Raw genomic sequence first — 25,580 nt, forward strand, 5'->3', positions numbered from 1 at the left:
GTGGGATACCCCCGTTTGCGCCGGCCACCCCGGCCATTCGATCACACCGGATTAACCGGATTTCCTAGACAAGTGGTTACCAAGCGCGCGGGTTTGTCGAAGTTGTCGCATCGATACGTCGCGCTCACGGACGCGGCGATGCGATCCGGGGCGCCGCGTGGCACTCCGGATCGCTGCAGTGCGCCGACGACGATGACGAATGTTATTTGAGGTAGTCGAACAGCGACAGGCTCGACAGCTTGCTGAAGCTCGCTTGCGAGGCCGACAGCGCGGTCATCATCTGCTGCAGCTGCACCACCGCCTCGGTGATATCGACCTGCTCCAGCTTGCCGCGCAGTTCGGCGCGGTCGGTGTTCGCCGTGGTCAGCAATTGCTGTTGCAGATCCACTCGCGCGCCGCGCGCACCGACCGATGCCTGCACGTCGGAGACCTTGTCGGTCGCCTTGCCGAGCGCGTCGAGCGAGCTGGCCGTGACGGCGGATACGTCGCCGCCCGTGGACAGCGCCTCGGCGAGCCGGCTCAGCATCGCCAGCGTGTTGTCGTTGCCGCCGATGTCGAAGATGCGCCCGGCGTTTTCGGTCGCCTGGACCGACTGGCCTTCCGAGATCGGGACTTCGGATACGGCCGGCGTCGCGGCTGCGAAGGTGAAGGTGCCGTTGCCGTTGTCGGTGACGGCCTTGCCGCCGCTCGCCGTGCCGAACAGCGGCTGACCGCGGACGTTCTTGGTGTTGGCGAGGCTGACCAGAGATTCGACGATCGACTTCAATTCGGTGCCGATGACCTTGCGTGAGGTGTCGGTCTGCGTCCCGGTCGCGGCCTGCGTCGCCAGCTCGGTCGCGCGGGTCAATTGCGTGCCGATCTGCTTCAGGACGCTGCTGGCCTGATCGAGCAGCGATTCGGCCAGCGTCATGTTGGCGCCATAGACCACCGCATCTGAATCGCGACGGTCGAGCTCGGCGATCTGTTGCGACGCGGCGGGATCGTCGGATGGCTTCAGGATCTTCTTGCCGGTCGAGATCTGCGTCATCAGTTCGGACGCGCGGTCGTTCATCTTCGACATGCGCGATGACGCGTTGCTGTAGAACAGGCTGGTGGAGATCTGCATGACGCGCCTACCGGATGTCGAGGATGGTCTGCATGGTCTCGCGCGCGATCTGGATCACCCGGCTGGACGCTGCATAGGCCTGTTGAAAGCGGATCAGATCCACCGCTTCGGAATCGAGATTGACGCCCGTCGCGGCGGACAAGGCGGTCGCCGCCCCGTCGCGGATCGCGGTCTGGGCGTCGGCGATCGTGTTCTTCTGCTTGTACGCCGTGGCATTGCCGATCAGCAGCGTGGTCAGCGACGTTTCATAACCCTTGCTGGTACGTATCGTTTCCAGCGCACCAAGGTTGGACGCATCGCGCACGCCGCCGCCACGGCCCGCAGCGATCTGGCTTCCGGCGGTGAACAGCGATGACACGGAAATATCGGTGGGGGAGTCGCCGACCGAGAACATCGCGATACCGGTCGCTCCGGTCTGGTCCTTGCCCGCCGTCTGATTGCCGTTGATCCCCACGACGAATTCGCCGGCGATCGCATTCAATTCCTGGCGGATCGCATCGACGCGCTCGGCCCCGTCCATGATGCCGGCCAGCGTCCCGCCGTTCGGCGTGATCTGCGTGGTGGTGTTGCGCAGGGTGACGGAAAAGGCGACCTTACCGTTGTCATCGCGGGCATAGGACACGGTCCCGGTCATCGCACCCGCGACGAAGGCCGGACCCGACGATCCACCGATGCTGACGCTTGCGCGACCGATCGAATCCATCTTGGTATCGATGTCGACGAGTTCGCTCATCTGCGACAGGATCGTATCGCGCTGGTCCATCAGCTGCGCCGCGGCGGTACTGCCCGGTTGCGAGCGGCTGATCCCTTCGTTGATCTTGGTCAGCGAACCGGCGAGCGAGGTCAGGCTCTGCGCCGCCTGATTGCCCGCGGTATCGAGATCGGCATCGACCTGATCGAACGCCTGTCCGGTCGCCTTGAAGGCGATCGCCGCCGAAGATGCGGCGCTGAGCATACCGGTGCGCAAGGCCGTCGAATCGGGTTCGGCCGCCAGTGCCTGTGCGGAACCGAAGAACGACGTCACACGCGTGGTGAGCTGGTTGCCGGTAAGCGCGCCCTGAATGCGGTCGAGCCATTCCGCGCCCTTGGTGGTGCGGGTCAGATCGCTGGTCGTCGCGCGCAATGCGGTCGCGGAATAGGCATCGGTCGAGCGGTTGACGCCCGACAGGTACACGCCGTTGCCGGCGCCGTAGCCGTTGATCGATCCGCTGCCACCGGCGACCTCGTTCAGCGTCACAGCACGGCGCGCGTAGCCGACCGTGCTCACGTTGGCGATGTTCTCGCCCACGGTCGCTAGCGCGGTCTGGTACGCGCGGACGCCTGACGCGCCGATCGACAGCATGTCGCTCATTTGGGCGGGTCTGCCGTAGAGTCGTTAAGATCGGATTGCGACTTGGCCAGAAAGTCGGTCATCGCCTTGCCGATGCCGAGCGGCGTCGTCTCCGACATCGCCTGCGCGACGCGGGCATCCTGCATTTCGGTGAAGGTATCGAGCGCCTTCGAATCGAAAAGGGGGTCGGCGAGCTTCGCCTGCCGCATGCTCTTCAGCATCATGCCGGTGAACACCGCCTCGAATTGCTGGCCGGCTTTTTTAAGGTTGTCGGCGCTCTTGAGGCGCGACGTATCGGTCGAGATGCCACCGACGTTCGAGACCGGCGCGATACTCACAGCACGATCAGTTCTGCACGGAGCGCACCAGCTTCCTTAAGCGCCTCGAGGATCGCGACGAGGTCGGCGGGAGATGCACCGATGGCGTTCACGGCCTTCACCACATCCGCCAGCTTGGGGCCGGGATTGAGCAGGAACATCGGTTTCTTCTCCTCCTCGACCGACACGTTGGACTTGTTCTCCAACGCGGTCTGGCCCTGGCTGAACGGTGCCGGCTGGCTGATCCGCTGGTTCTCGTCGATGCGCACGGTCAGCTTGCCGTGCGTCACCGCGGCAGGACCCACCCTGACCGCAGAGTTGATAACGACCGTTCCGGTGCGCGCATTTACAATTACTTTTGCAGATGGCTCGGCAGAGGTGACTTCGAGGTTCTCGATGGTCGACATCAGCGTCGCGCGAACGTCGGCGCCCTGCGGCGCGCGCACTGCGACGGACACACCGTCGACCGCCTGCGCGGTACCGAAGCCGAGCTTGGCATTGATCGCCTGCGCGACGCTTTGCGCGGTGGTGAAATCGGAGCGGGCGAGGTTGAAGGTCAGCATCGGCGCGGAGTCGAAGCCGGTGGCGACGGCACGTTCGACCGTGGCGCCTTCGGGAATGCGGCCGGTCGACGGCACGTTGACGACGATGCGCGATCCGTCCGCACCCTCCGCGCCGAGGCCGCCGACGGCGAGGTTGCCCTGCGCCATCGCGTAGATCTGGTTGTCGGCCCCCAGCAGCGGGGTGAGCACCAGGCTGCCGCCGCGCAGCGACTTGGCCTTGCCCATCGAGGCGACGGTGATGTCGAGGCGCTGGCCGGGCTTGGCGAAGGGCGGCAGTTCGGCGGTGATGAGGACCACCGCGGCGTTCTTCATGCCGGGGTTTGCGCCGGGCGGCAGTTGCAGGCCGAAGCGCGAGGCGACGGCTTTCAGCGACTGCACGGTATATTCGAGGTTGTCGTCGCCGGTGCCGGGCAGGCCGACCACGACGCCATAGCCGGTGAGCTGGTTCGAGCGGATGCCCTGGAACCCGCCGAGGTCCTTGATGCGGTCCGCCGATGCGGGCGCGGCGAGGCACAGGGTCGCGATCAGCGAAGCGAGGAGACAGCGGAACATGACGGACAGCCTGCGCATCAGATGGTTAACGAAGCGTCAAAACGGCGAGATGACGGAGAAGAAGCGACTGAGCCAGCCCTGCCGCCCGGCGCGGGCGACGTCGCCCTTGCCGGTGTAGGCGATCTGCGCATCGGCGACGCGGGTCGACAGCACGCGATTGTCGGCGCTGACGTCGGCGGTGCGGACGATGCCCTTGATCCGGACGAATTCATCGCCGCGGTTGAGCGTGACGCGCTTCTGGCCCTGCACCAGCATCGTGCCGTTGGGATAGACCTCGGCGACGGTGACCGAGACTTCGCCCGACAGCGAGTTGGCCTGATCCGCCTGCCCCTGCCCGTTGAAGCCGCGGCCGCCGCTGAGCGTCGCATCGGTGGTGTTGAACAGGTTGAGCGGACCGGTGGTCGGCAGCGTGATGCTGCCCTGCCCCTTCGAATCGAGCTTGGAGCTCGACGATTTGGAGGCGGCGGTGCGCTCGACCAGCACGATCGTCAGCGGATCGCCGACGCGGCGGGCGCGCCAGCCTTCGTACAGGGGTGCATAGCCGTCGCTCGCCTGAAAGATCGAGCCGTTGGCGGGAGCCGGCGCGGGTGCCACGGGCGCGCGGACGACGGTGAAGTCCTCCGCCGGCTTCTTCTTGCCGAAGATGCTGGCGTCGGCCTGACCGGGCACGAGCGCGGCGAGGACCAGCAGGCCGGATGCCGCGGCGAGCGCGATCTCGGCCCAGTGGCCGGCGACGAACGCGCCGGGGCGGAAAGGATTCGGTGCGGAGGCCATCAGAGGTTCTGGTTCACGTATTTGAGCATTTCGTCGGAGGACGAGATCATCTTGGAATTGACCTCATAGGCGCGCTGCGTCTCGATCATGTCGACGAGTTCCTCGACGACGTTGACGTTGGAGGCTTCGAGATTGCCCTGCCGCACGCGGCCGCGGCCGTCTTCACCGGCGATGCCGAGGTTGGCGGCGCCGGACGAGGCGGTTTCCTTCAGGTAATTGTCGCCGGTCGACTGCAATCCGGTGGGATTGGCGAAGCTGGCGACCTGGATCTGGCCGATGTTGGTGCCTTCGGTCTGGCCGGGCACCTGTGCGGTGACGGTGCCGTCGGTGCCGATCGTCACCTGCGTCGCGTTGGTCGGCACGGTGATGCCGGGCATCACCTGATAGCCTTCCGACGTGACCAGCAAGCCTTCGGGCGAGCGGTTGAAGTTGCCGGCGCGGGTGTAGCCGAGTTCGCCGCCGGGCAGCTGCACCTGGAAATAGCCGTCACCGTCGAGTGCCATGTCGAAGCTGTTGCCGGTCTGCGTCAGCGACCCTTGCGTGTCGATGCGGGCGGTGCCCTGCACCTTCACGCCGGTGCCGAGGTTGAGGCCGGTGGCGTATTTGGTCTCGGCGGTCGACTGCGCGCCGGGCGCGGTGATCGTCTGGTAGGCCAAGGTCTCGAACGCGGCGCGATCGCGCTTGAACCCCGTCGTGTTGACGTTCGCGAGGTTGTTCGAGATGACCCGCATGCGCGTATCCTGGGCGTCGAGCCCGGTGCGCGCGATGTGCATGGCGGAGGAGGACATCGTGTCTGTTCCTTAGCTCGGGAGACGCATCACGGAGGTGCTGCTCTCGTCCATATCCTTGGCCGACTTCATCAGATTGGCCTGAACTTCGTAGCTGCGCTGGTTCTCGATCATGTCGACGAGGGCCTGCGTCATGTTGACGTTGGAGCCCTCCAGCGCGGCGCTCTGCACCTTGGCGTCCATGTTGGCGGGCAGCGTGCCGCCGCCCTTGACGCGCAGCAGATTGTCCATGCCCTTCAGCGTCACCGACCCCTTGGTATCGACCAGCTTGAGCCGGTCGAGCACCTGCGGGTTGCGGACGTCGCCACCCTGCGGCACGATGGCGATCGTGCCATCGGCCGCGATCGACAGGCTGTCGTGCGGCGGGATCGTGATCGGGCCGCTCTGGCCCTGCACGATGAAGCCGTCGCCGGTCTGGAGCACACCCGAGGGCGCGATCTCCAGATCGCCGCGGCGGGTATAGGCTTCGCTGCCGTCGCCCGCCTGCACCGCCAGCCAATCGGTGTTGCCGGTGATCGCGACGTCGAGCGCGCGGCCGGTCGACTGGATCGCACCGGGGGCACGATCGGCGTCGGTCACCTCTTCGCTGGTCGGCGCGCGCGCTTCGAGTTGCGCGCCGCCGCCCTTCAGCTCGATCCGGTCGAAGACGACGCGGTCGGCGCGGAAGCCCGTGGTGGACACGTTCGCCATGTTGTTGGCGATCGCCGCCTGCGCCTGCATGTGCGCACGCAGGCCGGTCGCCGCCGTGTAGACCAACTTGTCCATTTACGCGCCTCCGCTCCGCTGTCGCTTAGTTGCGGATCTGGATGATGGTCTGCGAGACCTGGTTCGCAGTATCGAGCGCCTTCGAATTCGCCTGGAAGTTGCGCTGTGCCGCGATCAGGTTGACCAGTTCCTCGGTGATGTCGACGTTCGACCCTTCGATCTGGCCCGACATCAGCGAACCGAAGCCGTCCGCGCTCGCCGACCCCATCGACGCCGAACCCGACAGACCGGTTGCCGACCAATAGCTGTTGCCGATCTGGCGCAGGCCGGTGGGCGTCGAGAACTTCGCCAATGCGACCTTACCGAGCGGCACGATGTCGCCGTTCGAGAAGCTGGCCGAGATCAGACCTTCGGAGTTGACGGTCACGCCCGACAGCTGGCCGACCGCGACGCCGTCCTGCGTCTTGCTGTTGACGGCAAAAGCCGACGACAGCTGCGTCGAATTGGCGAGGTCGAGCGTCACCGTCTGCGCGGCTGCGCCGGACAACGGGATGAACTGCTTGAACTTGATCGGCGCGAGCGGGTTCGCGACGGTTCCCTCCGACGTCGATGCGATGGCGCCGGTGGAACTGAACTTGATGACTGCCGGGTTGGTGCCGCTTTCGGGAACCATCTTGTCGTCACCGATATAGGTGTGGACCACCCACTTGCTCAGGCCGTCCGCGTCCGGCGCTGCCCGAACGTAATAATTGGTCATCGTCATCGGGTTGCCGTTGGCATCGTAGATGCGCGTCGCGACCGAGTTGTTGTAGGTCGTCGTATCGGTACGGTCGAACGCCTTCTGGTTGACGGTCGACGTCGCCGACAGGTTGATGCCCGTGGCGACCTGCTTTGTCGCTTCCGGCGTACCGCTGGTCTGCTGCAGCTGCAGGTTGGTCAGGCCATCCTCGCCCGTCGCGGTGACGTTGCCGTCGCCATCGACCGGATAGACCAGCAGCAGGCTGCCCTGGCTATCGACCACGTTGCGCGTCGAATCGACCGAGAAGGACCCGTTGCGGGTATAGGCGATCGCATCGCTCGCGCCCGACGTGCGAACCGTGAAGAAACCTTCGCCCATGACGGCGAGGTCGAGCGCGTTGGTCGTGCCCTGAAGGTTGCCGTTCTTGAACTGCTGCTGCGTCGCCTTCACGATCACGCCCGAACCGACCATCTTGCGCGGATCGGTCGAGACGCTCGATGCGATGACGTCCGAAAACTCGACACGGCTCTTCTTGAAGCCGGTGGTCGAGACGTTCGCGAGGTTGTGCGAGATCGTGTTCATGTCGGTCTGCGAAGCCTGGAGACCGGAGAGCGAGGTATAGAAGGACATCGGGTTACTCCTTGGAAGCGTAGATCAGTGTAAGGACGGGATCAGGTGGCGGAACGGACGTCGGACGGGTCGACGTCGCCGACCCCCACGACCTTGAGCTTGGGTGCGCCGCTGGAAGGCAGCGATACGGATTCGACCGGCGCCCAGACGAGCGTGCGGCTGGTGACCGTCTTGTCGCCGTTGGTGGCGAAGGCGGTGATGGTGAAGGGACCGGCGCCGACGTCGTTGCCCGAACCGTCCTTGCCATCCCATTCGAAGGTTGCGGTGCCCTTGGCGTGCTTGCCGATCTGCATCGAGCGAAGCGTACCGCCCTGGGCGTCGGCGATGGAGATGGTCACCTGCGACGCGTCGCTGTCGAGTTCGACCGCGCCATCGAGACCGCCGGTCGAACGCGGGTAAGCGGTCGACCCCTCGGTCAGCACGGTCTTGCCGACATAGCTCATCGCATCGCTGGCGCTGGTCGAGCCGAGTTTGGTCGCGACGCCGCTGAGCGTCTTGTTCATCTCGCTGATGCCGGCGACGGACGAGAATTGTGCCATCTGGGCGACCATCTGGGTGTTGTCCATCGGCTCGAACGGATCCTGGTTCTTGAGCTGCGTGGTGAGCAGCGTCAGGAAATCGGACTGGTCGAGCGTCGTCTTGGTCTTGCCGGTCGCGGTCGAGGCGCCGGTCGCGGTCGTCCCCGCGGCCGGCTTGGCGCGGGTGATGCCGAGATTCTGGAGCGTGCTGTCGAACGCGGTGGATGTCGTTGCCATGGTCCTAGCGTCCCAGCTTGAGGGTATCGATGGTGAGCTGCTTGGCAGTGTTCATCACCTCGACGTTGTTCTGGTAGGAGCGCGCGGTCTCCATCATGTCGACGAGCTCGCGGCTTTCATCGACGGCGGCCTGGAAGATGTTGCCGTCCTTGTCCGCCAACGGATTGTTGGGGTCATAGACCTTGGTCGGTGCTTCGCCCGCGGTGACGATCTTTTCGACGTCGACGGTCGCGAGACCGCTCGCCGCGTCGAAGCTGGTGCGGAACACCGGCTTCATCGTCTTGTACGCGGTCTCCGCGGAACCCGTCGTCCCGCCGGCATTCGCCAGGTTGGACGCGGTGGTGTTCATGCGGATCAGCTGCGCGCTCATCGCGCGGCCGGCCACCTGGAACACGCTCATCGGATCGGCCATCGGCTTATTCCCCCTTCAGCGCGCGGGTGATCTGGCCGATCCGCCCGTTCAGGAACGACAGCGTCGTCTGATACTGGACGGCGTTTTCGGCGAAGGCGGTCTGTTCCTGGTTCAGCTCGACCGTGTTGCCGTCCATCGAGGTCTGCAACGGGACGCGATATTTGGTCGCGGCGTCTATCCCCTTCTGGCCGACATCGCTCTCCATCGACGAAAGCGCCGACTTGAAGTCGATGTCGCGAGCCTTGAAACCCGGCGTCGAGGAATTGGCGATGTTCGACGCGAGCACACCCATGCGTTGCGAACGCACTTCCAGGGCAGCCCCGTGAACTCCGAACAGACTGTCTGCGGCCATCGGCCCAAATCTCCGGCGCACCATTGCGCTGCCGAGGACTAAGCAACCGCCGTGCCAGTTTTCGTTTTTGTGGTGCGGGAACGTCTTTTTTGTTGCTTTGCCGGGCTACCCAGGTGGAGCGGCAAGCGGAACGGCAAGCGGTTGCCGGACCTTGCCGGAGAGCGGCAATGGCTGCCGGTCGGCAACGTGAATGGTTAGCGACGCGTTCGTCTCGACCGTATCATCTCGTTCGCCGTCCATACTCCCCGGACTCGCTCTAGCCATGCGGGATGCAGCACGCCCGGAATAAACTGGCCCGCCGCTTGCAAAGCCCCGCGTATGTTGATCGCCCAGCTCTTCGATCCGATCGCGCTCGCCATCGTCGGCGGCGGTACCGCCCTCGCCACCGTCTTGCGTGCACCGGCACGCGACGCGGCCCGCGCGATATCCGCCCTGCGTATCCTCGTCCGCCGACGGTTCGCCGCCGATGCACTGCTGGAACAGGTCGCCGCACAGGCGCGGATCGCCAAACGCCACGGCATCATCGCGCTCGACAAGTCGGTGATCGCCGATCCCGATGTCGCCGCCGCCGTCGCCGCGATCGTCGACGGCGCGATCCCGCGTGAGGTCGAGGCGTTGTTGCGCTATCGTCGGCAGGCGCGGATCGAACGGCATGTCGCCGCCGCCGACATCTGGTCCGCCGCGGCCGAAGCCGCACCGGCCATGGGTATGGTCGGTACGCTGATCGGCCTCGCCGGCATGTTCGCCAACATGACCGACCCCCGGGCGATCGGCGGCGCGATGGCGATCGCGCTGCTCGCCACACTGTATGGCGCATTGCTGGCCAATCTCGTATTCATGCCGATCTGTCATCGCCTGCGCGCCGCAGGCCGTATCGAAGCATTCGAACGCGCGCGGATCGAAGCACCCTTGGTCGCGCTCGCGTTGCGCGAGACGCCGCGACACCATTTGCAGAGCGTCGCATGACCGGCGCCGCGACCTATCCCGAAACACCCGCGTCGAAGCCGCTCTGGCTGGTGACGCTCGCCGATCTGGCGCTGTTGCTCGTCGGCTTCTTCGTCCTGATGCAGGCCAGCGAGAAGCCGCGCGCGGTCACCGACGCATTGCGCACGAGCTTCGGCGGCTCGCCCGTCGCCGCGTCGGTCCCGTTGCCGGTGATGGCCGCGGGCCTGCTCGACTTCGTACCCGGATCGGCAACCTTGCCCGAGAGCCCCGCCGCCGTGATCGCCTGGGCGCGCGAAGGCGTCCGCGATCCACGCGTCGCCCTGACGGTCACCGGGTCGACCGACGGCAGCACCGCCGATGTCGATCCCGCTACCGGAAGCGCCGCGATCCTCGCGGCAGACCGCGCCCGTACTCTTGCCGCGGCCCTGGCGCCGATCAGTCGCCGTATCACCGTCACCACTGTTCCTCGTCCCGGCCGCCGTGCCGCGATCGTCACCCTCGCCTTCGTGGGCGAACAGCCTTCCACAGCGGACCGTCAACCATGATCCTTCCCCTGCTTCTCGCCGCAGCCCCGATCGGGGGTGCCGTCGTCTTTCAGGATACCGCCGGCCTCGATCGCGCCGTGGCTGCCTTCACAAGCCGCCCGATCGGGGCGGAGGGAGGCGCGCGCACCGCGATCGATACGCGGCTGCGATTGGCGCAATGTTCGACCGTGGCGCTCGCATGGCGGACCGAAGCGCATGACGCCGTCGTCGTTTCGTGCAACGGACCTGACTGGCGCATCTTCGTGCCGGTGATCCGACCGGCCGCTGCTACGCCGGCGCCGGCCGCGGTCCGCCCGACCGTCATCGCCGCCACCAAGGCCGAACCCGTCATCCGGCGCGGCGACCCTGTTATGATCGCCGCCGGATCGGATGGATTCTCCATCACGCGGGAAGGCGTGGCGATGGGCGACGCCCCGCCGGGCGGCCGTTTCATGGTCAAGGTCGAGGATTCGAAAAGCCCGGTCCAGGCGATCGCACTGGAAGCGGGACGCGCCACCTTGCCGGGCTGGGGCGAATAGCCGCGTCAGGTATCGGAATCTTTTTGTTAAAGTAGCGTCGAAGGCGGTCGTTTAATCCCATGTCAGGCAACACAGATAGGTGCAGACATGGTAGAATCGATCGGCTCAATGCCGCTAAGTGGAAGTGGGAGCGTAGCACGCGTCGCCGCACCCGCGGCTGCGCCGTCGGTGCAACCGGCTCTGCAGCAGGCATCGCAACAGGCGCCGGCTCCGGGCGTCAGCACGCAACTGAGTGGGCTCGCGAAATCTCTTGCCTCCTCGCCTCCGGTCGACAGCGACCGGGTGGGCGTGATCAGGAAGGCGATCGAGAATGGCTCGTTCCCGATTTTGCCGACGACGATCGCCGACCGGCTGCTCGCACTCAAGCTGAACTGGGACGGCCATGAAGCGGCGTGAAGCCCTGATCCGCGTAATCGACGCGTTGCATGCCGAGATTGCAGCGCTGAAGACGAACGACGTGGCCGCACTGGAACGTGCGACGCAGGACAAGCTCGCCGGGATCGAACAGGTCGCCGCGCTCGGAACCGGCCCCGCTGGCGACGAGATCCGCGAATTGGCGGACGAGGCGAACCGGCTGAACGAGACCTGCCGGATCTACGTCAACCTGATGGCGGCAAATGTTCGCCGCCGCCTGCAAATCCTGACCGGCGATGCCGGCCACGGCTTCCGCCCGACATTGGTGTCGGCTTACGCTTGAGCTGATTTATCGGCTGGCGGTCTAGTGGCCCCTCCACACCCCCGCCCCTACCCTCGCCGCCCTCACCTTCCCGTCATCCCGGCGAACGCTAGGATCCAGGGATGGGCTGGATGAGCGGAAGCGAACCACCAGCAGCCGCGTGCGTCCATGGGTTCCGGCGTTCGCCGGGATGACGAATGACTTAGAACTGGCACAGCTCTTGCTTAAACATCCCTGACAACAGGGGCATGTTCTTTCCGCAATGACCGTCAATCCGATTTCTGCCGGACGCATCCAATCCGCGATCGCGCTTGCGAGCAGCAAGACGGGCGTGGATTTCGACTATCTGCTCGGCCAGGCCAAGATCGAGAGCGGCCTCAACGCCAATGCGCGTGCCGGCACCTCGTCGGCGTCGGGCCTGTACCAGTTCGTCGAACAGAGCTGGCTTGCTGTCGTCAAGAAGCACGGCGCGGAGCACGGCCTCGGCTGGGCGGCGAACAGCATCGGCCAGACCGCGGGCGGCCGCTACACCGTCGGTGACGGCGCGACCCGCTCCGCCATTCTCAATCTGCGCAACGACCCCACCGCCGCCTCCCTGATGGCGGCCGAACATGCGTCCGACAACAAGGACGTGTTGGAAGGCTCGCTGGGCCGTTCGGCCAACGGCACCGACCTCTATATGGCGCATTTCCTGGGGATCGGCGGCGCGAAGAAATTCCTGTCGGCGATGCAGACCAATCCGCAGGCGACCGCCGCGTCGATGTTTCCGCAGGCTGCCGGCGCCAATCGCTCGATCTTCTACGGTTCGAACGGCCAGCCGCGCTCGCTGTCGGCGATCTACGACCGCTTCGCCACCAAGCTCGGCACCGCAGCCGACAGCGTCAGCGAGACGCGCAACGCCAACCTCGCCTTCGCCGCGCAGGCGCTCGCGCTGGGCGACGATTCGACCGTCGTCACCGGCGGCAACCAGAGCGCCGAGGACGCGCTCGCCTGGGCGACGCAGGCGATGAACCGCTTCGGCAACAAGGCTGCGGCCGGCGCCGACAGCCTGCTGCGCCCGTCCCCGAACAACGCGAGGCTCGCCTATATGATGCTCGCCAGCATGGGAGGCCGCTGACGTGAACAAGCTGCTCGCCACCGGCCGCGGCGCGGCGCTGCCGCTCGCCATCCTGCTGCTCGTCGTCGTGATGGTCGTGCCGATCCCGGCGTTCCTGCTCGACATCTTCTTCGTCGCCAATATCGCGATCAGCCTTGCGGTGCTGATGGTGTCGCTCAACGCGCAGAAGCCGCTCGATTTCTCGTCTTTCCCGACCGTGCTGCTGTTCGCGACGCTGTTCCGCCTGGGCCTCAACGTCGCCTCGACCCGCATCGTGCTGGTCCATGGCCATGAGGGCGAGAGCGCGGCGGGCCACGTCATTGAGGCGTTCGGCACCTTCCTGATCGGCGGCGATTACGTCGTCGGCATCTTCGTCTTCGCGATCCTGATGATCATCAACCTGATCGTCGTCACCAAGGGCGCAGGCCGCGTGTCGGAAGTGTCCGCGCGCTTCACCCTCGACGCCCTCCCCGGCAAGCAGATGGCGATCGACGCCGATCTCAACGCCGGCCTGATCACGCCGGAAGACGCCAAGAAGCGCCGCGTCGAAGTCGCGACCGAAGCCGATTTCTACGGTTCGATGGACGGTTCGTCGAAGTTCGTGAAGGGCGATGCGGTCGCCGCGATGCTGATCCTGGCCGCCAACGTCATCGGCGGGCTGATCCTCGGCCCGGTCAGCCACGGCATGACCATCGCCGCCGCGGCCAAGGCCTATATCCTGCTCGCGATCGGCGACGCGCTGGTCGCGCAGCTGCCGTCGCTGATGCTGTCGATCGCCGCCGCCGCCATCGTCACCCGCGTGTCGTCGGACAAGGATCTCGCCGGCCAGATCGGCGGCCAGTTCGGCAGCCCGCGGACCTGGACGCCGGTCGCGATCATCCTCGGTCTGCTCGGCCTGCTGCCCGGCATGCCGCACATGATCATCCTCTCCACCGCCGCGCTCGCCGGGTTCGCCGCATGGAAGCTGCGCCAGATCGAGCGTCGCCCCGTCGCCGCCACGCTGCCTGCCGTCGTCGAGGAACCCGCCGACCCGTCGAAGATCGACTGGGACGAGGTGACCGAGGGGATGCAGGTCAATTTCGACATCGGCTACGGCCTGGTGCCGCTGGTCGATCCGCGCCGCGGTGCGCCGCTGATGGGCCGGATCACCGGCGTCCGCCGGCAATTGTCGCGCGACCTCGGCTTCGTCGTGCCGCAATGCCGGGTTCGCGACGACATCAACCTTGCGCCCTACACCTATCGCATCGTCGTCAACGGCGTCGTGCTGGGCGAGGATCAGGTGTCGCCCGACGAGATGCTCGCGCTCGACACCGGTCAGGCCTATGGCGACCTGCACGGCAAGAAGGCCAAGGACCCGACCTTCGGGCTCGATGCGACCTGGATCCCCGCCGGCGATGCCGATGCGGCGACCGGCGCGGGCTTCCTCGTCGTCGACGCCGGCACCGTGATGGCGACGCACCTCAACCATGTGCTCGGCCAGAATGCCACCGACCTGCTGGGGCCGGACGAGGTCCAGTCGCTGCTCGACGGCCTAAAGGAACGCGCGGCGCAGCTCGTCGCGTCGCTGACGCCCAATCCGCTGCCGCTCACCACCCTCACCCAGGTGCTGAAGGGCCTGCTTGCGGAGAACATTCCGTTGAAGGAATTCCGTCGCATCGCGCAGGCGATCTCGGTCGCCGCCACGCGGAGCGCCGATGCCGAGGAGATCATCGAACTGATCCGTCCGGAGCTAGGCCCGCTGATCATCCAGAAGCTGTGCGGCGTGCGCGAGCCGCTGCGGGTGATGACGCTGGAGGGACAACTCGAAGGGCTGCTCGGCCAGGCCGCGCGCGCCGACCAGTCGCGCCGCCATGTCATCGAGCCGGACCTCGGCCGCCGCATCGTCGATGCGCTGCAACAGGCGGCGCAACCGCTGATCGCCGACGCCAAGCCCTTCGCGCTCGTCGTCCAGCCGGCGATCCGCATCGCGATCCGCAAGCTGGTGAAGACCGTCCTGCCCGACACGCCGGTGCTGTCGTTCTTCGAGGTGCCTGAAGAAAAGGCGGTCGAGGTCGTCGCGGTGATCGGCGGATCGCAGCAGCATCAGGCGCTGGCGGCATGAGCGCCGAACCGATGAAGCTGGCGTTCACCGACGCCCAGCCAGCCCCGGCCGCGCTGATCCCGGTCCAGCCGCTCACCTATTCGCGCGTCTCGCGGCCCGGCGGCGATCAGGAGACGATGATCCGGCAATATCTGCCGCTCGTCCGCCGCATCGCCTGGCACGTCCATGGCTCGATGAGCACAATCGTCGATGTCGAGGATCTGGTGCAGATCGGCCTCGTCGCGCTGGTCGAGGCCGTGGGGCAAGCCGCCGAGCAAGGCGCGCAATTCCGTGCCTATCTGCAAACGCGGCTGCGTGGCGCGATGATCGATGAATTGCGGCGACAGGCGACGACGACGCGCGGCGCCATGCGGCGACGCCGGCAATATCACGCCGCCATCGCCACGGTGACGGCAAGGACCGGCCGTGCGCCGGACGAAGCGGCACTCGCGACGGAACTCGGCGTATCGGTGGAGAAATTGCGTGCGGACTATGAAACGGCGGACGCGGTGAGGTTCGAATCGATGGACGAGGTCTATGCCGACGACCTGCCGTGGTTCGCCGACGACACACCCGACGCATTCGAACAGCTGGCGGAGAGTGACCTGCGCGACACGCTGATCGCCGCGATCACGTCACTGCCCGAACGAGAGGCGCAGGTGATCCAACTGTATTACGTCGAGGAATTGAACCTTGAGGAGATTGGGCAGGTGCTGGGCGTCGGATCGGCGAGAGTGTGCCAGATCAAGGCCGCCGCGCATGCGAAGTTGAAAAAAGCGCTGTCGAGGAAGGTGTAGCCAAAGTCCTCCCCCGCAAGGGGGAGGACTATATCAGACCTATGCCACCACGGCCTTCGACCGTGCGGCGAAGCTTTTGCGCAGCTTTTGCAACTTGGGCGGGATCACCGCCATGCAATACGGGTTCGAGCGGCCCGAAGTTTCCCAATAATCCTGGTGGTAATCCTCGGCCGGATACCATTCCGTCATCGGCTCGACAGTCGTTACGATCGGCTTGGCGGACTCCGCCTGCGCGCGATCGATCGCGGTGCGCATCTCGGCCTCCTGCGCATCGTCCGCCGGGAACACCGCCGAGCGATATTGTGTGCCGACGTCGTTGCCCTGCCGGTTGAGCTGCGTCGGATCGTGCGTCGCGAAGAAGATGTCGAGCAGGTCGCCCAGCTGCAGCTGTTCGGGATCAAAGCCGATGCGGATCGCCTCGGCATGGCCGGTGTCGCCACCACATACCTGCTTGTACGTCGGGTTAGGCACCGAACCGCCGATGTAGCCGCTCTCGACGCTCTCGACGCCGATCACATCCTTGAATACCGCCTCGGTACACCAGAAGCAGCCGCCGGCCACCGTCACATAATCCGTCATCACGCGTCTCCTTTGCTCCCCATGTAGGAACGGGCTAGAGCGCGCAAAAGGCGGGAGCAGATCAAGTGACGTTGAACGGCAAGGTAATGGTGACCGGCGGCGCCGGCTACATCGGCAGCCACGCGGTGCTCGCGCTGCTCGATGCGGGCCATGACGTGGTCGTGGTCGACAATCTCGTCACCGGCTTCGACTGGGCGGTCGATTCCCGCGCGACGCTGGTGCAGGCGAATATCGAGGACGATGCGGCGGTGCGTGGCGCCATCCGCGACCATAATGTGCGGGCGATCATGCATTTCGCCGGATCGGTGGTGGTGCCGGAATCGGTCAGCGATCCGCTCAAATATTACCGCAACAACACCGCGGCGACGCGTGCGCTGCTCGAAAGCGCGGTCGTCGAGGGCGTACCGCACTTCATCTTCTCGTCCACCGCCGCGACGTACGGCACGCCGGTGAAGGTGCCGGTGCAGGAAGGCGACCCGACCGTCCCGATCAATCCCTATGGCATGTCCAAGCTGATGACCGAGGCGATGCTGCGCGACGTCGCGGCGGCGCATCCGATCAACTATTGCGCGCTGCGCTATTTCAACGTCGCCGGTGCCGATCCCGAAGGCCGATCGGGTCAGTCAACAGTGGGCGCGACGCATCTGATCAAGATCGCGGTCGAGGCGGCGACCGGCAAGCGCGACGCGGTGTCGGTGTTCGGCACCGACTTCGACACTCCCGACGGCACCGGCGTGCGCGATTACATCCATGTCAGCGACCTTGCCGCCGCGCATGTCGCCGCACTGGAATTGCTGGCCGCCGAACCGACGCGCAGCCACACGCTCAACGCCGGCTACAATCGCGGCTGCTCGGTCAACGAAGTGCTCGATGCGGTCGATCGCGTCACCAACCTGACGATCCAGCGCCGCTACGAAGGACGTCGTGCCGGCGACCCCGCCGCATTGGTCGCAGACAATAGCGCGATCCTTGCCACCCTGCCCTGGCGTCCGCAGCGCGACGACCTCGACACGATCGTCAAGGATGCGCTTGCCTGGGAACGCAAGCTCGCCGAGCGCGGCTAGAGCGTTACCGGATCAGGTTGAACCACCGTCATCGCCCTGCGGGCGACCGCTGCGCGGCGGGGCGCTTTTGCCGTGATGCTGCGTTGTTCGTCAGTCACGATGCTCCGGCATCGCTCCCTTCTCACGCCTTGCAACACGCCAAAATCACCTCCGTGCCTGTGATCCAACCTGATCCGGTAACGCTCTAGCGTTCGCCGCCGATCGCCTGCCGTGCGCCGGCGGTCGCGGTCCACCAGCCGAAGGCCCATAGCGTGCCGAAGCTCCACCCGGCCAGCACGTCGCTGGGCCAGTGGACGCCGAGGTACACGCGGCTGCACCCGATCGCGCCGACCAGCAGCACCGCGACCGCCAGCAGGTAGCGCCGCGCCGCGCGGCTCGGCGTCACCTGCCCCGCCAGCGTGGCGAGCGTCAGATAGATCACCGCACTCGACGTCGCATGGCCGCTGGGAAAGCTGTAGCCGCTGACGTCGACCAGATGCGGCACCAGATCGGGGCGTGCCCGCACCACCAGCCCCTTGATCACATCGACCGCCCAGCCGCCGGTCAGGCACGCCATCGCCGTCGCCAATGCGGTCAGCCACAGCCGCTGCATCAGCAGGAAGCCGACGACGATCGTAGCGAACAGCGTCAGCACGACGCCGCCGCCGAGGGCGGTGATATCGGTCGCGACCTTGGGCAGCCACACCGGCCCGCCCCATTGGCGCAGGCCGACGATGATCCCGCGATCGAAAGCAAACGGATACCGGCTGGTCGCGAACGCCCCGGCGAGCAGCACGGCCAGCCCCGCGGCGATCAGGGCAAGGCCGACGAGCAAGGGGGGTATGCGCCGCTTGCCGGGCACGGTCGACATATCGGGTTCGGTCATCACGGCTCCCAACGCGTCGACGCCGCTCCGGTGCCGGTCGGTACGTCGTCGGCATGGGAAACGTCGATGGTGGGTCCGCCGCCTACCACACCAAGAGCTGCAACGCTCGATATCTCGCCACTCAACGTTCTTATTTCGTTATTAATGCCCCCTACGATGCCCCTGCCCTCTTCTTCTTGCATGACGAGTAAGTCCGCCGAACTTAGTGGTGCAGTTGAGCGAAAGCGCGGCAATCATCCGCAATGAAGTGCAGTCCGCTATGTCACCGCCATGTTTTTCGCCGTTAGCTGAAAATGCCGATCAGCGCGCCGATGCTGATCGCTATGACAAGGCTGAGGATCATCGGAACACCCAAGGCCCGGGATGCGCGACGTCGGTGCCAAGGCAAGGGCGTAAACTCGTCCAGTGATCGGAGGCGCTTCTGCTGCGGCATTGGCCCAGCGTGCCGCGGGAAGGTTGATTTTCCCTTGTCGCCTCGATTGGTCGCCATCAGCGCAGCTCGCGGCACATCGCGAGGTCCGTCCGGCACAGCCGGATTAACCTTATCCCGATCAGCATCAGCTATCGCAATCGATTGGGGACCAGTTGATATGCCGAATAGCCAGTGGACGAGAGAGAAGGACCAGGCGCTTGCGGGCATGTACGCCGCAGGCGAGTTCGTGTCGTCGATCGCCGCGCAGATGGGATGCAGTGAGCAAGCTGTCCGTAACCGAGCATCGACGCTGGGCCTCCTCCGGCGACGGACGAAATCGCGGGGCGCGGGATCCGGGAACGCTGCCTGGATCCTTGGCAACTCACTGGCTGCCGTGATGCACATTCCTCAGGATGGTGAATTTGACGATCTTATCCGACGTCTCTCGACGATTGATGCATAGCTGGCCGGGTTCCGCGAAGCAGACGCTTCGGCAGCGCATCAAGAGGTGGCGGAGGGTAATCCGGAACGGGTTCTGACCGGGGGTTTAGCGGTGACGACGCGCGGTCAGATATCGTGATATCCGGTCGTACCGTTCGATCTGGTTGGAATCGTCCGCGCGAATTGCCGCTTGCAGGCGGTCCGCCATCCACTGCGGCAACGATGATCCATGAATCGCTTCAAGCCTCAGGGCCTCCGCTTCTTCGTCAAGGCTCAGCCCGAATGGATCGTTGGCGGGTTTGCTCATCGGCGAAGGTACGACATCAGGGCGCCGGTAGACGCATGTGGCGCGCTTGTGCGGAAGACCCAACCGGGCGTACGCTTCCCCGATAACTGAAGACGATACGACACACCGGCTGGGCGAAGCGCTCAACCACCTTCACGCCTTTGCCGCGACCTTCAATCCTGGGGAATACGTCGACGAGGAAAGCGCGCTGACCTCGGACGATCTGAATGTGCTGCTGGAACAAGGCGAGGCGTTCCACGCGATGGCGAAGGCTGCGCCGAAACTTTGAAGGCACCAATCAAGCTGTTCGTCGACGAGTTGGAGGCGATCAATAAGGCACAGCACGACGGGGAGGGCTGGGTGCTGCCGGACGGCGTGCCAGCTAATCTTCGGGAGCGGCTCACGATGAAGCGCATGGTCCGATATTGGGCGAACCGTTGGCAACTCACGCCGGCTGGTTTCGCACGGAGCAAGATGTTTCGGTAGCCGACCGGCGCTACGCTGAGGTGTCGGACCAAGCACCGGACTTGCGCAGCTGGCGAATGATGCCGTTGAAGGATGCGGTCACTGATTGCGACCGGCCGATGTCATGGCCACCCCTGCCGCCCTCCCAGAACTGTACCAGCGGCCAGCGCTCAGGGCAGTGACGCCACAGACACCGCAACGCCAACCGGAACGGCGCATCCGCTTCGTCGAGCTGCTTGCCCGCGGTCATAGCGGACCGCAGGATCTGAACAGAAAGCTCCATCGTGATTCGATCCTGCCGGCGCATCGGTCTACGGAACGAAACAGAAACAACAACGCAAGCGATTCGACCATGGCCCGCTGCCGCCTATGTACCAGCAACGACGATGACGCGGTGATCGAACACCTCGCTGAGAAGCTATGGGACAGCCGGATTGAGCGACTTGAAGGGCCGTGGGCATGGGCTGATGCGGGCGCGACCTGGCAGGCCGCGTTCCGCGAGATGGCTGTGGCAGCACGGCAGGCGCTGACGGACTGAGACTCGTTCCTTCACGAAGCGTGTGGTAAACGGCGGATGGACAAGGATGTTAATATGCACCATTGGCGCGCTTCACTTTGGAAGGGCCTTTCCATGATTCGTAAGTATCTCGCGGCCGTCGCTGCCACTGCTCTCGTCGCTGCGCCGGTCGCAGCGGCTCCTGCCAATTCGGCTGCTAGCCTCTCGGTGGCGAAGTCGGTCCGCACTGGTTCGACGTCGGCAAAGAAGAACGAGCTCGCTGGTGGCGGCATCATCATCGCCATCCTGGCTGCCGTTGCTGTTGGCGCGGGCATCTGGGCCGTTGCTGATAGCGATGACAAGGCAGACAGCAACTAAGGTTTAGCCGCTTCGCCTCCCCGTTCCCAAGACGCGGGTGGAGCAGTTGAATGAACGCTTTGCGTTCCAAAGGGGGCTTCGGCCCCCTTTGTTGTGTCTGGGTTCAGCTTCCTGCGGTGCTCTCGATCGCCGCGGTTGCCGCTTCCGCCTGCTTCAGCGCCGCCAGCTGCTCTGCGGTCGTGCTCAACAGACGCGCGGCGAGCAGGGCGCGCTCCGCCAGCGACATAGCCAGGCGCAGCCGAGCCGCACGCGCCGACGAGAGATACGGCAGCACGAGGTCAGCGGCGCCGCCGATCCGGTCGTAGGCCGCTTGGGCGCGATCAATCTGCGGCGCGACCTGCGCGGCCGTTGGCATGGTGGCGCAGCTGGCGAGCGCCATCGACGCCGCGGCGAGCGCGGCGATCAGCATCCTGTTCATCATTCTCTCCTGAGATGCCGCGGTCGAAACTGACACACGGTCAATAGTTGCTGAAACCGCCGCAATAGGTTCGGCCATGGGAGCTTAACGGGAAGGCTGGCATCACCCCGAAATGGTTCTTTCAGTTACGTTTCTCGTTGCCGTCGTCGTCGTAGGTGCGGCTGGTGTATTCATGATGCGCCGTAAGGCCGAGCAGCGCCGCCGGCTTGAGGCGCGACGTCTGCGGCAGGAGAGAGACCAGATTGCCTGGGAGGCAATGCGGAGCAGGTGAACAGCGGGTGTCGATCCGGTTCAGCGCAGCCTCTGGGTGCGCAGCCTATGGCGGCCGGCATGAAGCGCCTGGTCGTCTGGATGGTGGATGTGTGGGCCCGGCTCAGGTTTGCGGCGAGGGCGGCGTCGGCACCCTCGATCAAGCGCCGTCGGCGAGGGCGGCGGGAGCCGCCGAGACGGCCTGCTCGATCCAACCAGCGTGACCGGCGCCGGTGATTAGCGGACGTCGCCCATAGTCAGGCGCGCCACCTCCGACATGTTGCCCCGGTACAGCGCGGCTTCCGCAGCCCGCCTGCGGACCAACCCGTTTGACACTTTCCCGGCTGCCCGCGTCCACGATCCGAACGCGAGTGCTGCGGCGTCGTGCTTACCCGCACGGTGCGACTTCAGCACCTGCGACTGACGGAAGCCCTGCTTCATGCCTGGCAGCCAGATGCGCGGCCCGGTGCCTATATTGTACGCGAGGGCGACCATCGCGCCGAACTGGGCCGGCGTCGTAGCCGCGGTGCCGATCGCGGCATCCACGACGGCAGCGAAGTCGCGCGCGAGCAGCTGGGCGAACATCTCGTCCGCCTGAACCTGCGTGATCCGATCACCCATCCGGACGGGACGGCCGTCGGGATAGTAAGTCATCCCCCAGCCGATCGTCGGCTTGTCGGCAGGGCAGCGGTACGCGACCAGGCGGCATTCCTCGAAATGGTGCATGAGGGCGAGCGCCTTCGGCCCCACCTTGCGGTTGGTCATGGTCGATCCTCTCTATAATTTTGACCCGGCGTTAACCGGCGCAGCCGTATCGTTCGGGCGGGCGTCGATAGACCCCGAACAGGATGCTCCCGGCCCGTCCCCCGACCACCGGGGGCATCTTGCTTCAGCCGTTCGGCTTGTCCTCAGCGCCGGGTATGCGCGACTGCACGAAGTTCATCGCCAGCGTGATCAGGCTGACCCCCATCGCGCCGATGCCGGTGCCGTAGATCAGCGCCAGCGCAGGATCGGGCCTCAGCCGCATGACGGCTCCCGCGGTGATCATCAGCGCCAGCGCCGAGACCGGCAGATCGATGTTCCAGCGATGCTCGGCACGATCCTTCTGCGACACGTACAGGCGCACTGCGATGCACGCGCAAATCCCGGCGATCATGCTGCCCGCTTCGAAAGGATTGCCGAGAAAGTGCCAGACGGTCGGGCCGTCCGGTCGAACGGTGCCGTCCCCGCCCTTGGCGAGAGCGGCAGCGGCAAGTGGTATTAATGCCCCCATGGTGGCCCCCGCTTTCCAGATCATCGAGTGGACACCACGCCGAGCGCGGCAATCAGGCTGAGCAGCGCTATGCCTGCGGGGCGCTTCAGCATTGGAAGCGATGCCCATAGCTGGATAGGCAGTGGGCGACGGCGCAACTGCGGTACCATGCCGCGCGACGTCAGGTAGAGGATACCGAGACCGGCCACGCCGAAGCACATCGCCGGAAGGTCGAGGAAACGCTGTAGCGTAAGGAACCAGCCAGTTCCCGCGGGATTGCGCGGGTCCCAGTTCCACAGCGCCATTGCCGATCCGCCCCGCGTGATCGCGATTCCGAGCGCGAAGCACAGGCCCGCCCAGCGCCAGATCGTCACGGGATGGTTCCGAAGATCCTTCCCCCAGTTGCGCGCAATCCCGCGCACCGCATCAACGGCGAACATGATCGCGATCACCGTGGCGAACGTCGCCACTGCGAGATTGAGGACGACGAGCCAACCATGGCCGTCGAAGGAGGGCGGCGCGGCTGTCATCGGCCCTCCCGCGACCGCCTGGGCCGCGAAGCTGCTGTTGTTCATGGTGCGCTCCAGATTGCGACGACGTCGCTCAGTTCGTTAAGCGGCCGGTTGATCCGCAGCAGGCTCGGGCGGGACAATAAACGGCCGGTCCCCGACCCTCACGGAAAGCTCCCCAGCGGCGATCTTGTCGGCGCGCGCAGCGTACCATCGCGGGTAAGCTGCCATCCACGCGCGTTGGTCATAAGGCTCGATCACTCGCCAGCTTTTCCGTTTGTTCGGGGTCACCGCATTGAACCAGCGAACGTAATCCGCGTGAGCCTGTATTTGCTCGATTGTCAGCATGATCCGTTATCCTAAGAGAATGGGCTTCACGGTACCGTCCGCCGCCTTCCAGGCTGGATTGCCCGTCGCTACGTCGATGTAGAATGAACTTGGCGGCACGTTGCCGGCGAAGATCGGATGCATGCGCGCGAAGTCGGCGATCGACATGCCAGCGCGACCGGATCTTTCTCCGTTAGCGATGTCGCGAATGACGTTGGTGATGGTGGCGTCATTGACGTTGGTTAGAGGCTGCTCACCTGTGTCGCTGTCCATTTCGAGAAAGATACCGTTCAGACGCGAGAATTCGTAGCCGCTCTGGATGATCGGGTACCAAGCGGGATTGCGTTCCAATTCCAGCTTCAGATGATCGACCGACGTGTAGACGGCTGGCAACTGGATCGGCGGGTTGTTGTTCGGTACGCCCGACATCGCAATTCGGGTGTTTTTCGCGCCGTCGAGGAACAGGAGCGTGTCGAACCCCTCGCGATGACCGCGGATGTCAATACCGCGGGTTCCAACCGCCCGGATGGCATTCGCGCCCGTTCCGGTGACATAGAGGTTTTCCGCCGTGATCGCGAAGGCGTTCCGCATGTCGAGGCCGATGCCCAGCGGCCCCAGCCCGACAAGGTTGCACTTGCCCCTGAAATTCACCATCGACATGCTCGAGAAGTCGCTGAATTCCTTATTGGAATAGAGCCATGCAGGTTTCCCCGACGTGAGCATCACCGGGTTCGTAGCAAGCACGTAGATGCTGTCGTAGTCGGCAATTTCCGACGCGACATTGACGATGCCGACCGTGCCGTAACCGCCATTGGCGGCGGGATTGTGCGGCAGGTTGATCAGGATGTTCCGCAGCGTGTGTTCCTGCGCGTACTGGTATTCAGCAGAGCGGCCGAACAGGATGCCTTGATGCGATGGGTTCGGTGGATTGAACACGCCCCCATCGATGACGAAGTCGGAGAAGCACAGGAACTGCGAACCGAGCGTATCGATGACGGCGCGGCCGCCGGTGTTGGCGATCAGCACCGCTCCGATTCCGCTGTATTGATGGCCCCAGGCGCATCGGCCGCGTATCGACAGCCCCCCGGCGAACAGGTTCTGCGCGAGAAGCGTGTTGTCGATACGATACAGGCCGTCGAGGAACACCGTTTTGCGATACTTGATGGCATCATCCATCGCCGCCTGAACGCCGAGTTCGGCATTCGGCTGTTCAGGATCCCCGACGATGCCGAAATAATCGTTCGGACTGATGTCGTTGTAGAATTTAGCGAGCAGTGGCGTGACGACCGCACCGGCGCCGCGTTGCTTTGCCGCAACCAAGCCGGCGCCGGTCGCCGCGGCCAGTCCGGCAGGTGTCACCGCGCGCCCGATCTCGTACGATCCGCCCGCGGTTTTCTCGTAGTAGATGACGTTCCCGGCACCGTCGCCGCTGGAAAACAGCTGGCCGAGGTTCGATCCAGCTTCGCCCTCCGCCCGCGTCTTGAACCAGCGCCCCGCCGCGATCGCAACCTGCGCAGACATCTCAGCCGCCTGCGCATCCTGTTCGGCGCTGGCTGCCGCCGCCGCCGCACGATCAACCTGCCCGGTAACAAGATCGGCGCCGTCGATGACGAGCGTCGAACCGCCATCCTGCGAGATCGTCAGCGTGGCTCCAGATGCAGGCACACTGGCGCTGGCTGCACTGAAACCATAACCGGTCAGGCGGCTAGTCGGCGCGCCATCGCTGTCCATAACGTGGGCGAGGATACGCGCCGAGCCTTGAATACGCGTGCGGCCGTCGATCTGAAGGCCCCAGGCAAGCACAGCTGCATCGCCGAGTTCACCCATGTAGGGCATGGACTGGCGGGTCGACTTGTTGATCCGGATACGGAGGTCGTTGATGTAGCGCCCATCTTGCAGAACCGCGCCGGCAAGACGCACGCCTTCGGCGTTGCTGTTCGTTACCGTCTCCAGAGCCGCAATGGCAGGGCCGGAGGTATCCGCAGCAAGGCGAAACTGGGCACGCAGCGATACACCGGTCAGATTAGGCCCAATGATACGCAGAGGGTACTCATAGACGGCATCGTTGCGCCAGATCGAGAGATCCAGCGCGGCAGTGGTTCGATTCATGATGATCGCTCCCGAAGAGGAGCGGTCGTCGAGCGAGCCTCACGCGCACAG

The 25,580-nt window shown here is 65.1% G+C and carries 34 protein-coding genes; 13 read left to right on the plus strand and 21 right to left on the minus strand.

Annotation, left to right across the window (positions count from 1 at the left end; genetic code table 11):
• Nucleotides 1-202 precede the first annotated feature (202 nt).
• The 11 genes from flgL to flgB are packed head-to-tail and all read right to left on the minus strand — an operon-like array spanning nt 203 to nt 9,022.
• Nucleotides 203-1,105, minus strand: a complete 903-nt coding sequence (gene flgL / locus NF699_09370) for a flagellar hook-associated protein FlgL (GenBank protein USU06848.1) — start codon at nt 1,103-1,105, stop codon at nt 203-205.
• A gap of 7 nt (nt 1,106-1,112) precedes the next feature.
• The gene (gene flgK, locus NF699_09375) at nt 1,113-2,456 is read right to left on the minus strand and encodes a flagellar hook-associated protein FlgK (protein USU06849.1); all 1,344 of its coding nucleotides are present in this window, start codon (nt 2,454-2,456) and stop codon (nt 1,113-1,115) included.
• Entirely contained in the window at nt 2,453-2,767 is a 315-nt protein-coding gene (locus NF699_09380; GenBank protein ID USU07042.1) for a rod-binding protein, read from the minus strand. The genes flgK and NF699_09380 overlap by 4 nt, the downstream gene beginning before the upstream one ends.
• 2 nt (nt 2,768-2,769) lie before the next feature.
• A complete protein-coding gene (locus NF699_09385) occupies nt 2,770-3,867 on the minus strand; it encodes a flagellar basal body P-ring protein FlgI (GenBank protein USU06850.1) in 1,098 nt (365 codons plus the stop codon).
• A 36-nt stretch (nt 3,868-3,903) separates the two neighbouring features.
• Complete coding sequence (locus NF699_09390; GenBank protein ID USU06851.1) at nt 3,904-4,641, minus strand: flagellar basal body L-ring protein FlgH; 738 nt, start codon at nt 4,639-4,641, stop codon at nt 3,904-3,906.
• A complete protein-coding gene (flgG, locus tag NF699_09395) occupies nt 4,641-5,429 on the minus strand; it encodes a flagellar basal-body rod protein FlgG (protein ID USU06852.1) in 789 nt (262 codons plus the stop codon). The genes NF699_09390 and flgG overlap by 1 nt, the downstream gene beginning before the upstream one ends.
• 12 nt (nt 5,430-5,441) lie before the next feature.
• Nucleotides 5,442-6,194, minus strand: coding sequence for a flagellar basal body rod protein FlgF (gene flgF / locus NF699_09400; protein USU06853.1), 753 nt, complete (start codon nt 6,192-6,194; stop codon nt 5,442-5,444).
• Nucleotides 6,195-6,219: 25 nt separating this feature from the next.
• Nucleotides 6,220-7,503 carry a flagellar hook protein FlgE gene (locus NF699_09405; protein ID USU06854.1) on the minus strand — a complete coding sequence of 428 codons (1,284 nt, stop codon included), beginning with the start codon at nt 7,501-7,503 and terminating at the stop codon, nt 6,220-6,222.
• A 41-nt stretch (nt 7,504-7,544) separates the two neighbouring features.
• Complete coding sequence (locus NF699_09410; GenBank protein USU06855.1) at nt 7,545-8,258, minus strand: flagellar hook assembly protein FlgD; 714 nt, start codon at nt 8,256-8,258, stop codon at nt 7,545-7,547.
• 4 nt (nt 8,259-8,262) lie between these two features.
• Nucleotides 8,263-8,670 (minus strand): flagellar basal body rod protein FlgC, encoded by a 408-nt coding sequence (flgC, locus tag NF699_09415; protein ID USU06856.1) that lies wholly within the window; start codon nt 8,668-8,670, stop codon nt 8,263-8,265.
• A 4-nt stretch (nt 8,671-8,674) separates the two neighbouring features.
• Complete coding sequence (gene flgB / locus NF699_09420; GenBank protein ID USU06857.1) at nt 8,675-9,022, minus strand: flagellar basal body rod protein FlgB; 348 nt, start codon at nt 9,020-9,022, stop codon at nt 8,675-8,677.
• A gap of 318 nt (nt 9,023-9,340) precedes the next feature.
• Here flgB and NF699_09425 point away from each other — a divergent pair, with 318 nt between their 5' ends.
• From NF699_09425 to fliA, 8 genes are all read left to right on the plus strand, one after another.
• Nucleotides 9,341-9,988, plus strand: coding sequence for a MotA/TolQ/ExbB proton channel family protein (locus tag NF699_09425; GenBank protein ID USU06858.1), 648 nt, complete (start codon nt 9,341-9,343; stop codon nt 9,986-9,988).
• A complete protein-coding gene (locus NF699_09430; GenBank protein ID USU06859.1) occupies nt 9,985-10,512 on the plus strand; it encodes a flagellar motor protein MotB in 528 nt (175 codons plus the stop codon). The genes NF699_09425 and NF699_09430 overlap by 4 nt, the downstream gene beginning before the upstream one ends.
• Nucleotides 10,509-11,030, plus strand: coding sequence for a flagella basal body P-ring formation protein FlgA (locus NF699_09435; GenBank protein ID USU06860.1), 522 nt, complete (start codon nt 10,509-10,511; stop codon nt 11,028-11,030). The genes NF699_09430 and NF699_09435 overlap by 4 nt, the downstream gene beginning before the upstream one ends.
• A gap of 87 nt (nt 11,031-11,117) precedes the next feature.
• Nucleotides 11,118-11,426 (plus strand): flagellar biosynthesis anti-sigma factor FlgM, encoded by a 309-nt coding sequence (gene flgM / locus NF699_09440; GenBank protein USU06861.1) that lies wholly within the window; start codon nt 11,118-11,120, stop codon nt 11,424-11,426.
• Nucleotides 11,413-11,727, plus strand: coding sequence for a flagellar protein FlgN (locus NF699_09445; protein ID USU06862.1), 315 nt, complete (start codon nt 11,413-11,415; stop codon nt 11,725-11,727). The genes flgM and NF699_09445 overlap by 14 nt, the downstream gene beginning before the upstream one ends.
• Before the next feature lie 241 nt (nt 11,728-11,968).
• The gene (locus NF699_09450; protein USU06863.1) at nt 11,969-12,823 is read left to right on the plus strand and encodes a lytic transglycosylase domain-containing protein; all 855 of its coding nucleotides are present in this window, start codon (nt 11,969-11,971) and stop codon (nt 12,821-12,823) included.
• 1 nt (nt 12,824) lies between these two features.
• The gene (gene flhA, locus NF699_09455) at nt 12,825-14,903 is read left to right on the plus strand and encodes a flagellar biosynthesis protein FlhA (GenBank protein USU06864.1); all 2,079 of its coding nucleotides are present in this window, start codon (nt 12,825-12,827) and stop codon (nt 14,901-14,903) included.
• Nucleotides 14,900-15,679 carry an RNA polymerase sigma factor FliA gene (gene fliA / locus NF699_09460; protein USU06865.1) on the plus strand — a complete coding sequence of 260 codons (780 nt, stop codon included), beginning with the start codon at nt 14,900-14,902 and terminating at the stop codon, nt 15,677-15,679. The genes flhA and fliA overlap by 4 nt, the downstream gene beginning before the upstream one ends.
• Before the next feature lie 39 nt (nt 15,680-15,718).
• Here fliA and msrA read toward each other — a convergent pair whose 3' ends face one another.
• Nucleotides 15,719-16,258: a peptide-methionine (S)-S-oxide reductase MsrA gene (msrA, locus tag NF699_09465; protein ID USU06866.1), complete on the minus strand. Its 540-nt coding sequence runs from the start codon at nt 16,256-16,258 to the stop codon at nt 15,719-15,721.
• 86 nt (nt 16,259-16,344) lie between these two features.
• On the opposite strand from msrA, the gene galE reads away from it, so the two are divergent.
• The gene (gene galE / locus NF699_09470) at nt 16,345-17,322 is read left to right on the plus strand and encodes a UDP-glucose 4-epimerase GalE (protein USU07043.1); all 978 of its coding nucleotides are present in this window, start codon (nt 16,345-16,347) and stop codon (nt 17,320-17,322) included.
• Between the two features lie 184 nt (nt 17,323-17,506).
• Here galE and NF699_09475 read toward each other — a convergent pair whose 3' ends face one another.
• The 3 genes from NF699_09475 to NF699_09485 all read right to left on the minus strand — a co-directional run bounded on the left by NF699_09475 (nt 17,507) and on the right by NF699_09485 (nt 19,347).
• Entirely contained in the window at nt 17,507-18,187 is a 681-nt protein-coding gene (locus tag NF699_09475; protein ID USU06867.1) for a phosphatase PAP2 family protein, read from the minus strand.
• 283 nt (nt 18,188-18,470) lie between these two features.
• Nucleotides 18,471-18,677: a hypothetical protein gene (locus NF699_09480; protein ID USU06868.1), complete on the minus strand. Its 207-nt coding sequence runs from the start codon at nt 18,675-18,677 to the stop codon at nt 18,471-18,473.
• A 469-nt stretch (nt 18,678-19,146) separates the two neighbouring features.
• Nucleotides 19,147-19,347 (minus strand): hypothetical protein, encoded by a 201-nt coding sequence (locus NF699_09485; GenBank protein ID USU06869.1) that lies wholly within the window; start codon nt 19,345-19,347, stop codon nt 19,147-19,149.
• A gap of 46 nt (nt 19,348-19,393) precedes the next feature.
• Between NF699_09485 and NF699_09490 the strand changes: the two genes are divergently transcribed.
• The 4 genes from NF699_09490 to NF699_09505 all read left to right on the plus strand — a co-directional run bounded on the left by NF699_09490 (nt 19,394) and on the right by NF699_09505 (nt 20,665).
• Entirely contained in the window at nt 19,394-19,615 is a 222-nt protein-coding gene (locus NF699_09490) for a hypothetical protein (protein USU06870.1), read from the plus strand.
• Nucleotides 19,612-19,812: a hypothetical protein gene (locus NF699_09495; GenBank protein ID USU06871.1), complete on the plus strand. Its 201-nt coding sequence runs from the start codon at nt 19,612-19,614 to the stop codon at nt 19,810-19,812. Before NF699_09490 ends, NF699_09495 begins: the two co-directional genes overlap by 4 nt.
• A 103-nt stretch (nt 19,813-19,915) precedes the next feature.
• On the plus strand, nt 19,916-20,329 hold the full coding sequence (locus tag NF699_09500) for a hypothetical protein (GenBank protein USU06872.1): 414 nt from the start codon (nt 19,916-19,918) through the stop codon (nt 20,327-20,329).
• 93 nt (nt 20,330-20,422) lie between these two features.
• Complete coding sequence (locus NF699_09505; protein USU07044.1) at nt 20,423-20,665, plus strand: hypothetical protein; 243 nt, start codon at nt 20,423-20,425, stop codon at nt 20,663-20,665.
• Nucleotides 20,666-20,768: 103 nt separating this feature from the next.
• Here the strand turns inward: NF699_09505 and NF699_09510 are convergent, their stop codons facing one another.
• The 6 genes from NF699_09510 to NF699_09535 form a co-directional block, all read right to left on the minus strand.
• The gene (locus NF699_09510; protein USU06873.1) at nt 20,769-21,083 is read right to left on the minus strand and encodes a hypothetical protein; all 315 of its coding nucleotides are present in this window, start codon (nt 21,081-21,083) and stop codon (nt 20,769-20,771) included.
• Between the two features lie 486 nt (nt 21,084-21,569).
• Nucleotides 21,570-22,097 (minus strand): lysozyme, encoded by a 528-nt coding sequence (locus NF699_09515; protein ID USU06874.1) that lies wholly within the window; start codon nt 22,095-22,097, stop codon nt 21,570-21,572.
• Nucleotides 22,098-22,221: 124 nt separating this feature from the next.
• Nucleotides 22,222-22,605 (minus strand): hypothetical protein, encoded by a 384-nt coding sequence (locus NF699_09520; protein ID USU06875.1) that lies wholly within the window; start codon nt 22,603-22,605, stop codon nt 22,222-22,224.
• Between the two features lie 20 nt (nt 22,606-22,625).
• A complete protein-coding gene (locus tag NF699_09525) occupies nt 22,626-23,159 on the minus strand; it encodes a hypothetical protein (protein ID USU06876.1) in 534 nt (177 codons plus the stop codon).
• A 36-nt stretch (nt 23,160-23,195) separates the two neighbouring features.
• Nucleotides 23,196-23,441, minus strand: a complete 246-nt coding sequence (locus NF699_09530) for a hypothetical protein (GenBank protein USU06877.1) — start codon at nt 23,439-23,441, stop codon at nt 23,196-23,198.
• A 6-nt stretch (nt 23,442-23,447) separates the two neighbouring features.
• Nucleotides 23,448-25,529 carry a hypothetical protein gene (locus NF699_09535; GenBank protein USU06878.1) on the minus strand — a complete coding sequence of 694 codons (2,082 nt, stop codon included), beginning with the start codon at nt 25,527-25,529 and terminating at the stop codon, nt 23,448-23,450.
• Between the last annotated feature and the right edge of the window lie 51 nt (nt 25,530-25,580).

It is taken from the genome of Sphingomonadaceae bacterium OTU29LAMAA1, from assembly GCA_024072375.1.
GTDB lineage: Bacteria > Pseudomonadota > Alphaproteobacteria > Sphingomonadales > Sphingomonadaceae > Sphingomonas.

Coding starts and splice junctions, on each gene's coding strand:
- msrA (USU06866.1), bottom strand. CDS start 16,258: ATGACGGATTATGTGACGGTGGCCGGCGGCTGCTTCTGGTGTACCGAG.
- flgG (USU06852.1), bottom strand. CDS start 5,429: ATGTCCTCCTCCGCCATGCACATCGCGCGCACCGGGCTCGACGCCCAG.
- flgK (USU06849.1), bottom strand. CDS start 2,456: ATGAGCGACATGCTGTCGATCGGCGCGTCAGGCGTCCGCGCGTACCAG.
- NF699_09435 (USU06860.1), top strand. CDS start 10,509: ATGATCCTTCCCCTGCTTCTCGCCGCAGCCCCGATCGGGGGTGCCGTC.
- NF699_09445 (USU06862.1), top strand. CDS start 11,413: ATGAAGCGGCGTGAAGCCCTGATCCGCGTAATCGACGCGTTGCATGCC.
- NF699_09430 (USU06859.1), top strand. CDS start 9,985: ATGACCGGCGCCGCGACCTATCCCGAAACACCCGCGTCGAAGCCGCTC.
- NF699_09500 (USU06872.1), top strand. CDS start 19,916: ATGGCCACCCCTGCCGCCCTCCCAGAACTGTACCAGCGGCCAGCGCTC.
- NF699_09530 (USU06877.1), bottom strand. CDS start 23,441: ATGCTGACAATCGAGCAAATACAGGCTCACGCGGATTACGTTCGCTGG.
- NF699_09475 (USU06867.1), bottom strand. CDS start 18,187: ATGACCGAACCCGATATGTCGACCGTGCCCGGCAAGCGGCGCATACCC.
- NF699_09525 (USU06876.1), bottom strand. CDS start 23,159: ATGAACAACAGCAGCTTCGCGGCCCAGGCGGTCGCGGGAGGGCCGATG.
- flgC (USU06856.1), bottom strand. CDS start 8,670: ATGGCCGATCCGATGAGCGTGTTCCAGGTGGCCGGCCGCGCGATGAGC.
- NF699_09390 (USU06851.1), bottom strand. CDS start 4,641: ATGGCCTCCGCACCGAATCCTTTCCGCCCCGGCGCGTTCGTCGCCGGC.
- NF699_09405 (USU06854.1), bottom strand. CDS start 7,503: ATGTCCTTCTATACCTCGCTCTCCGGTCTCCAGGCTTCGCAGACCGAC.
- NF699_09535 (USU06878.1), bottom strand. CDS start 25,529: ATGAATCGAACCACTGCCGCGCTGGATCTCTCGATCTGGCGCAACGAT.
- flgB (USU06857.1), bottom strand. CDS start 9,022: ATGGCCGCAGACAGTCTGTTCGGAGTTCACGGGGCTGCCCTGGAAGTG.
- galE (USU07043.1), top strand. CDS start 16,345: ATGGTGACCGGCGGCGCCGGCTACATCGGCAGCCACGCGGTGCTCGCG.
- flgF (USU06853.1), bottom strand. CDS start 6,194: ATGGACAAGTTGGTCTACACGGCGGCGACCGGCCTGCGTGCGCACATG.
- NF699_09520 (USU06875.1), bottom strand. CDS start 22,605: ATGGGGGCATTAATACCACTTGCCGCTGCCGCTCTCGCCAAGGGCGGG.
- NF699_09410 (USU06855.1), bottom strand. CDS start 8,258: ATGGCAACGACATCCACCGCGTTCGACAGCACGCTCCAGAATCTCGGC.
- NF699_09515 (USU06874.1), bottom strand. CDS start 22,097: ATGACCAACCGCAAGGTGGGGCCGAAGGCGCTCGCCCTCATGCACCAT.
- fliA (USU06865.1), top strand. CDS start 14,900: ATGAGCGCCGAACCGATGAAGCTGGCGTTCACCGACGCCCAGCCAGCC.
- NF699_09450 (USU06863.1), top strand. CDS start 11,969: ATGACCGTCAATCCGATTTCTGCCGGACGCATCCAATCCGCGATCGCG.
- flgL (USU06848.1), bottom strand. CDS start 1,105: ATGCAGATCTCCACCAGCCTGTTCTACAGCAACGCGTCATCGCGCATG.
- NF699_09480 (USU06868.1), bottom strand. CDS start 18,677: ATGGCGACCAATCGAGGCGACAAGGGAAAATCAACCTTCCCGCGGCAC.
- NF699_09425 (USU06858.1), top strand. CDS start 9,341: ATGTTGATCGCCCAGCTCTTCGATCCGATCGCGCTCGCCATCGTCGGC.
- NF699_09485 (USU06869.1), bottom strand. CDS start 19,347: ATGAGCAAACCCGCCAACGATCCATTCGGGCTGAGCCTTGACGAAGAA.
- NF699_09510 (USU06873.1), bottom strand. CDS start 21,083: ATGAACAGGATGCTGATCGCCGCGCTCGCCGCGGCGTCGATGGCGCTC.
- NF699_09505 (USU07044.1), top strand. CDS start 20,423: ATGATTCGTAAGTATCTCGCGGCCGTCGCTGCCACTGCTCTCGTCGCT.
- NF699_09385 (USU06850.1), bottom strand. CDS start 3,867: ATGTTCCGCTGTCTCCTCGCTTCGCTGATCGCGACCCTGTGCCTCGCC.
- flgM (USU06861.1), top strand. CDS start 11,118: ATGGTAGAATCGATCGGCTCAATGCCGCTAAGTGGAAGTGGGAGCGTA.